The sequence below is a fragment of the Acinetobacter sp. YH12211 genome (assembly GCF_013418015.1).
Classification (GTDB): Bacteria; Pseudomonadota; Gammaproteobacteria; order Pseudomonadales; family Moraxellaceae; genus Acinetobacter; species Acinetobacter towneri.
The window spans coordinates 1-7,244 of record NZ_VPCW01000051.1; the positions used below are offsets into that span (position 1 = coordinate 1).

7 protein-coding genes are annotated in these 7,244 nt (G+C 42.7%); 4 read left to right on the plus strand and 3 right to left on the minus strand.

Annotated features, from left to right (window positions below; genetic code table 11):
• The coding region (locus FTU98_RS13435) for a zinc ribbon domain-containing protein (protein ID WP_180051553.1) at positions 1 to 276 on the plus strand (276 nt) is incomplete at its 5' end.
• Between the two features lie 34 nt (positions 277 to 310).
• On the opposite strand, the gene FTU98_RS13440 is transcribed toward FTU98_RS13435, so the two are convergent.
• From FTU98_RS13440 to FTU98_RS13450, 3 genes are read right to left on the minus strand one after another with little or no spacing between them, the layout of a single operon-like run.
• Positions 311 to 880, minus strand: a complete 570-nt coding sequence (locus FTU98_RS13440; protein WP_004970120.1) for an L-threonylcarbamoyladenylate synthase — start codon at positions 878 to 880, stop codon at positions 311 to 313.
• Between the two features lie 48 nt (positions 881 to 928).
• A complete protein-coding gene (gene dprA, locus FTU98_RS13445) occupies positions 929 to 2,152 on the minus strand; it encodes a DNA-processing protein DprA (RefSeq protein ID WP_004970117.1) in 1,224 nt (407 codons plus the stop codon).
• 17 nt (positions 2,153 to 2,169) lie between these two features.
• Positions 2,170 to 3,327 carry a LysM peptidoglycan-binding domain-containing protein gene (locus FTU98_RS13450; protein WP_070155503.1) on the minus strand — a complete coding sequence of 386 codons (1,158 nt, stop codon included), beginning with the start codon at positions 3,325 to 3,327 and terminating at the stop codon, positions 2,170 to 2,172.
• 121 nt (positions 3,328 to 3,448) lie between these two features.
• On the opposite strand from FTU98_RS13450, the gene def reads away from it, so the two are divergent.
• The 3 genes from def (at position 3,449) to FTU98_RS13465 (ending at position 6,636) form a co-directional block, all read left to right on the plus strand.
• Positions 3,449 to 3,979 carry a peptide deformylase gene (def, locus tag FTU98_RS13455; protein WP_154321169.1) on the plus strand — a complete coding sequence of 177 codons (531 nt, stop codon included), beginning with the start codon at positions 3,449 to 3,451 and terminating at the stop codon, positions 3,977 to 3,979.
• Between the two features lie 107 nt (positions 3,980 to 4,086).
• Complete coding sequence (locus tag FTU98_RS13460) at positions 4,087 to 4,521, plus strand: DUF2946 family protein (RefSeq protein WP_179991667.1); 435 nt, start codon at positions 4,087 to 4,089, stop codon at positions 4,519 to 4,521.
• A 63-nt stretch (positions 4,522 to 4,584) separates the two neighbouring features.
• Entirely contained in the window at positions 4,585 to 6,636 is a 2,052-nt protein-coding gene (locus FTU98_RS13465; RefSeq protein ID WP_179991668.1) for a TonB-dependent copper receptor, read from the plus strand.
• Positions 6,637 to 7,244: the final 608 nt, after the last annotated feature.

Below are 7,244 nucleotides of genomic sequence, written 5' to 3' on the forward strand. Positions count from 1 at the left end.
GTGCTAGATGCCAGTTGGACAACACTAAGAACCATGCTCAAGTATAAATGCGAGAACGCAGGGGTATGTTATGAAGAAGTCAATGAAGCCTATACCACCCAAATTTGTTCGTGCTGTGGCTCACGCTATAGTAGTCCGAAAGGTAGAGCAGGACTTGGAATAAGAGAGTGGCAGTGTGTGGAGTGCGGTACGCTCCATGATCGGGATGTAAATTCCGCACTGAATATTCTTGCGCTCGGACATGAGCGTCTATCAGTAGGAATCTCCGTCCTTTAGGTCGGGGAGGATGTCAACTAAAATTTGTCTAAAGCTAGGCGCGAATCACTGCCCCACTCTCTGCATCTAAAATACGGCTAGGTTGCTGGCTTAAACCCAAATCACCATTTAAGTAGTGCAATTGTTGATGGAAATATTGCGTTGTCTCTTGCAAAGAGCGTGCAGGGGCAAGTCCCGCAGGATTGGCACTGGTCGATACAATAAAGCCATCAAAGGCATGGCATAACGCCATACATAAAGGATGATTGGTTACGCGCACCGCTACTTTGGGGTGTTGACCTGTAATCCACTCTGGAATTGCGGCTGTGCTGGGTAATAGCCAGGTGGTTGCTCGATCTGTGGGATAAGTATTCGTCCATGACGCAATTACGCGATCTCGCATTTCGGGGTTTAAATCCTGCAGCAAATGCTCTACTTGTGACAGATGTCCTGCCAGTAAAATCACACCTTTTTCAATCGGACGCTGTTTCAGACGCAAAATTTCCAAAAATGCCTGTTGATTATATGGATCACATCCCAATCCCCAAACCGCCTCTGTAGGATAGGCCAGTACCTGTCCTTGTTGTAGACATGCAGCGGCTTCGGTGACAGAAGTTGTAATCATGGGAGTTTTACCTAAACAGAAACGTGAAATAGGCGCTTATTGTGAACCTTATTTGAGTGGACGACAACGCAGATATAAACCTGATTGTTGTAAACAGAAGCCCATGAGTTCCAGTTCCATTAATGCGCTGGTGAGTGTGGCAATATCTAAATTCAGTTGCTGTGCCAAGTGATCGATGCTTTGTCCGACCCAATCCAGTTGTTGATACAGTGCCAATAAATGCTCGGGAATATGCGGTGTACTTGTATCTGCTGTTTTTGTTGTGGTGGTTTGAAGTATTGCTTCAGTCGGTGGTGTAGATAATTTTGCTTTTGTTGAAGCTGCTGTAGTCTGATTTTGGCTTGATGCTATTTGGTTTTGTTGATATTGCCATTGGGTGGGTAGGGCTAAATCTTCAATCACTTGTTCAGGATGATCCACTAAAATTGCACCTTCACGAATCAATTGGTGGCAACCTTGATGAAATTCACTGTAAATATGTCCTGGAATGGCAAAAATTAATTTGCCTTGCTCTGCTGCCAGTTTCGCGGTAATCAGCGAGCCACTATTTAAACTGGCTTCAGCAACAATCACGCCTAAACTTAGTCCACTGACAATACGGTTACGTCGTGGAAAATGTTGCTGTAAGGGCTTAGTCTGTGGTAAAAACTCCGTAATCACAGCACCACCAGATTCTACAATTTTTTGGCGCAGGCTGTGATGTGCACTTGGATAAGTGCTGTCCAAACCTGTGCCCATGACTGCAATGGTACGTTGATGTTGCAAAGCACCTTGATGTGCGGCTTCATCAATACCTTGTGCCAAACCACTATTGATAAAGAACCCTTGTTCACTTAAATAATAAGCAAAATCATAAGCCACTTGCCGACCATGCGGGCTGGCTTTGCGACTGCCGACAATCGCAATTTGCGCTTGCAACAAAGCCTGTGCATTGCCTTGCCCAAATAAAATGGGTGGCTTGTTGGAATAGGGTCGTAACTGATTGGGATAGTCCGCATCGTCCAAAGTTAGAATAAAATCGCACTGCTGTTGCAGTTGATTCAGACATTGTTCAAAGGCGAGTTGCCCTGTTGGGCTGAGATATTCTTTGGCGCGTTGTAGATGGTTGGCATGAATGCGCACATCTGACCATGTGAGGAGGTGTTCGGGCTGCACTGCGGCAGCCACGGAACCATAATGTTGTACGAGTTTGGAAAAACTAGACAGTGAATGTTGAACCAAATACCACAACAAAATGTAGTTGATTTGCTGTGGGCTGAATGAATTCAACATCACCATCTTAAACCGTTTTAGTCGTCCATTCGTGGTGCTTGTAAGCTCGCACCGACTTTAATTGGTAATTCACTGTCTAAAACATAGGCATAGCTAATGTGGTCAAAGCTCTTGAAGACCATGATATTGCCAATACGTTCGCCTGGAAGCTGAACACGTTCTTTGGTTTTCGGGTCGGTGACCACTTCGCCTTTTTGCGCTACGCTAAACACATGACCAGATTGCACGCCATGTAATGTACCGCGATCAATTGCCACAACACTGTGTTTTGCTGCAGTACCAATCGAACCCATCACACGTAGCACCTGACCACCTGTGCTGACATTTTCAGCATGCGTTGGGTAGAACAAGGTTGGCAGCATTGGGTCATAAATTGGTAAGACGCGATCACCACGACGCACTTCGGCATTGTAGGTATCGGTCAATTCAAGTGTGGTGATGTCATTTTCACCACGTACTGCAATACCTGCAGCAACTTGAGTGAGTTCAATGCCTGCATTGAATTTTTGACCATTGGCATCGGTCAGCATGTACGGTTCGCCTTCACGATATACACCGTAGCGTTGACCTACTTCCAGACCTGCACCACGTGCATACACACTTTGACCTTTAGCAGCTAAAACACGTTGATCAGAAGTACCTAAAATATATGGTGTGCCTTGTAACGCATCTGCGGCAATAATGCTGCTGCGCTCTAACCAGTGTTTGATGTAGTCAAGTGGAATCACAGGAATGGTATTATTTAAAGACTCCACGCGAATTTGCGGCTGTAAATTGGTGCTCTTGCCTGCATAACGACGAATAATGCCTTCACAGCCATCGCCTTCATCTTTACCAATAATAGGGCGACCTTCGTAGGTACACATCAACAAACGGTCACCTGGGAAAATCCAGTGTGGATTTTTTACGTGACGGTTACTTGCCCAAATTTCAGGCCAACGTAATGGATTGTTCAGGAATTTTTTGGAAATATCCCATAAGGTATCGCCTTTTTTTACCACATACACATTTGGTGCGCTGGCTTTTAAGGCAGGCGGATTGATGTTTCGTGCAGGTGCTGCTTCAGCCACACTGATCGCACCAAGTCCCACTGTGAGACATACCGCGAGTGCTAAAACTTGCTTTTTAAACCCCAAGACACGAAAAGAGGATGTGTCTGTCAAAACCTTTTTCATTATCATAATTCCTAAAATTATGTATGTAGTTGCGTTATAATAACGATCTTACACACATTTTTTTGATGAAGCATTCCTTCATTCGGTTTTTTGATCAATGGCATATCAGTGAGGACGTCCTATGGCCTTATTACCTATTTTAAGTTTCCCGGATCCCCGTTTGCGTACCATTGCCAAACCCGTCGAAGAAGTCACCGACGAAATTCGTCAGCTTGCTGCAGATATGTTTGAAACGATGTATGCCGCACCAGGAATTGGTCTGGCAGCCACACAGGTCGATCATCATATTCAGCTCATTGTCATGGATTTATCTGAAAATAAAGATCAACCCATGGTCTTCATTAACCCCAAAGTTACCCCATTGACTGAAGAGACCCAACCGTATGAAGAAGGGTGTTTGTCAGTGCCTCAAATATACGACAAAGTTGAGCGTCCGTCACGTGTAAAAATTGAAGCGATTAACCTTGAGGGTCAAACCTTTGAGCTAGAAGCAGATCAACTTCTCGCTGTTTGTATCCAACATGAAATGGATCACTTAAATGGTAAATTATTTGTCGATTATTTATCACCACTCAAAAGACAGCGTGCCCGTGAAAAAGTGGAAAAAGTAGTGCGCCAGCGTCAGAAAGAAAAAGTTGCTGTGAAGCGTTAAAACAAACAACCATCTAGTTGTCCATGTTTAGACCAAAGCATAAAAATCAGCCCAATTTCGATTGGGCTTTGTTATACTTGCGCCACACAAATTCAGGATAGATGTTTTTGTTGTTGCGTAGTGGCTTACTGCTTTCATTTATCGCAGTTTTTTTACAGATTGCTGTATTTTTACAGCCTTTGCTGCCTGAGCAATATCAAGTTGCGCCAGTCTGTGAAACCATCACGCGTGCACTTTTGTTGCCACAAGCCCACGCCGTGCATACAAATTCTTCGCATACTGCACATTCATCTACATCGCAAGCTGATGATCAACAACTGACTGCACAGCATGGACATCATCATCACGATGCTTCACACCAATGTCAGTATTGTACGGTCTATGGCAACTTGGTCTTGCCACCTGAATTAGAGCTTAAAGAAGTGCTTGATCGCATTCAGGTACGTCTTTTGGCTTTCCAAAAACGTTTTCAACACGTTTGGTTTGCACTTCAGCAACTCTTTTTACTTCCGCAGGGACGTGCTCCACCTCACTTTGCATAAATTCAATGTTTTTCGGGTCTGCTTTGACCCTAACTGTATTTATGTTTTGAAGTGAGAAATAAAATGGCTCAGCCTAAATTTTTATTACAGCCCATTGCGGCTGCAGTTTGTGTTGCCTGCTATTCAGCAAGTGCGTTTGCCGATCAAAGTATGCTGTCTGCGAATACGCATAGTCTTGCGCCTATTGTTGCAACCGCACAACAGGGCAATGATGCCAATGGTTTGGTGGTTCGTGCTAATCCAAAACAACCCATTCAGCCGATTCCAGCCACAGATGGTGCAGACTATTTGCAAAGCATAGTTGGCTTTAGTGCTGTCAACAGTGGTGCGGGTACCAATGGCGATGTGACCTTCCGCGGCATGTTTGGTTCACGTATTAAAATTTTAACCGATGGTTCTGAAAACTTAGGTGCATGCCCGAGTCGTATGGATTCACCAACCTCTTATATTTCACCAGAAAGTTTTGATGAAATTACCGTCATTAAAGGCCCGCAAACGGTGCAATATGCCAACACAGGTTCGGCAGCAACGGTATTGTTTGAGCGTAAGCCTGAGCAATTTGGTGAAGGTCAAAACTATCGTGGCCAAGCCAGTGTCTTGATGGGGTCATTTGGCCGTTTAGATCATAATGTTGAAGCGGCTGCGGGTGATGAGCAGAAATACATCCGTTTAAACGCCAACCGTTCTGTAGCAGACAGCTATAAAGATGGCAATGGTACAACTGTTCCTTCGGATTGGGAGCGTTGGAATGCTGATGTCGCTTTAGGTTGGACACCCGATGAAAACACTTGGCTAGAACTGACAGGTGGTCGTGGTGATGCTGAAGTGGTTTATGCGGGCCGTACAATGGATGGTGCTGAATTTGACCGTGAAAGTTTAGGTTTACGTGTAGAAAAGAAAAATATTACCGATGTGATTAAGAAAATTGAAGCACAGGTGAATTATAGTTTTAACGATCACGTGATGGATAACTTTAGTCTGCGTGCGTTCAATCCTGCAGGGGGGATGATGCATCCTATGGCAAATAATGTGGCACGTAAAACGTTGAATGCACGTATGGCGGTGACACATGAGTGGGATAAAGTTGACTTTGTGACAGGTGTTGATACTCAAAATAATGAGCATAGTGGTCGTAAAGGCAGAATGAACAGCTATAAAAATTTGCCTCGTACTGTGGATATGGAGTTTCAATCTATAGGAGGTTTTGGTGAGCTTGGTTATCAATTCAACGATCAAAACAAGTTAGTCACAGGTGTGCGTATTGATCAAATTGAAGTAGACGCAGTGCAAACAGCTCAACAACGTAAAGAAACTTTGCCAAGTGGCTTTATTCGTTTGGAAAATCAACATCCGCACCATGATGCTAAAACTTATGTCGGTTTGGGCTATGTAGAGCGTATGCCTGATTATTGGGAATTGTTTAGTCCTCTGTCGGGTAACGGAAATAAAAATACGTTTAATCACATTGATACTGAAAAAACCCTTCAATTGGACTTTGGCTATCAACATGAACATGGTGCATTCAGCTCTTGGGCATCGGCTTATGCAGGTTTAATTAATGATTATATTTTGACGAATTACAAACTGAGAGATGAAAACAAGCCTCAGAGTAAAGAAAATCCTTTAGAGGCGCATACTCGCAATGTGGATGCAACGATTGCAGGTGCAGAAGTTGGTATTGCTTATCAATTTACCGATGCTTTACAGGCTGATGTGAGTGCCATGTATGCGTGGGGTGAAAACACTACGGACAATACGCCGTTGCCACAAATTTCACCTTTGGAAGGGCGTTTAAACCTGCGCTATGTTCAGGATAAATATACTTTAGGTGCATTATTACGTGTTGTTGATGGTCAAAGTCGTATTAGCGAACGTGAAGGTAATATCGTGGGCTATGATGTGAAAGAAAGCAGTGGCTTTGGCGTATTGTCTTTAAACGGCAGCTATAACCTCAATAAAAGTGTTGATGTGTCTGTGGGTATTGATAACGTACTGGATAAAACTTATACCGAGCATCTAAACAAAATGGGTAATGCGGGTTTGGGTTTTGCTGCGAATGAGCAATTTAACAATATTGGCCGTAACTATTGGGCGCGTATCAGTATGAAGTTCTAATTTGAACTTTATTTAAACCAAAAGCAGGGCTTAGGCTCTGCTTTTTACTTTTTTATTAGAATAATTTCATATAAAACAATAGATTAAATCTTGTGATTGTATTTTGAAGAATTGCACAGATTTTTATTAAAATAAATTTATGAGACAAAACAGTGGCTTATCTGTTTTGGGGTTTATAAAATAAACACTCGATATATTTCTTTTACAAAAAGCCTTGCATGGCAAAATATTTGGCCTATAATGCACATCCATCGGCGGCGATGTTGATAAAAACTTGTTGAAAAACAATAGCTTGGTTGATTGATTTAAGATTAATTGAGTTTGTTTTGAGTAGATGGGTTTGAAAATAAAATCAACATTGCATGTTGACTTTATGGAAATAAAGCGTAATATAGCCGACCTAGCTTGATGCTGACGAAGCATCGAGAAGATCATTAAGAGATTATGAAGAACAACTTGTGTGGATTTTTACTGATTGATCGATCGAACATATTTCATTGATTGATTGGTTTAAATTACTCGAAGTTTATTTGAGCGAAATTTAAGTCAGAAAATTGATGAGCCAGATTTGGAAGTTTAGATTAAAGCTTCAAAATGATTTTAACTGA

Coding starts and splice junctions, on each gene's coding strand:
- FTU98_RS13440 (WP_004970120.1), bottom strand. CDS start 880: ATGATTACAACTTCTGTCACCGAAGCCGCTGCATGTCTACAACAAGGA.
- dprA (WP_004970117.1), bottom strand. CDS start 2,152: ATGTTGAATTCATTCAGCCCACAGCAAATCAACTACATTTTGTTGTGG.
- FTU98_RS13450 (WP_070155503.1), bottom strand. CDS start 3,327: ATGAAAAAGGTTTTGACAGACACATCCTCTTTTCGTGTCTTGGGGTTT.
- def (WP_154321169.1), top strand. CDS start 3,449: ATGGCCTTATTACCTATTTTAAGTTTCCCGGATCCCCGTTTGCGTACC.
- FTU98_RS13465 (WP_179991668.1), top strand. CDS start 4,585: ATGGCTCAGCCTAAATTTTTATTACAGCCCATTGCGGCTGCAGTTTGT.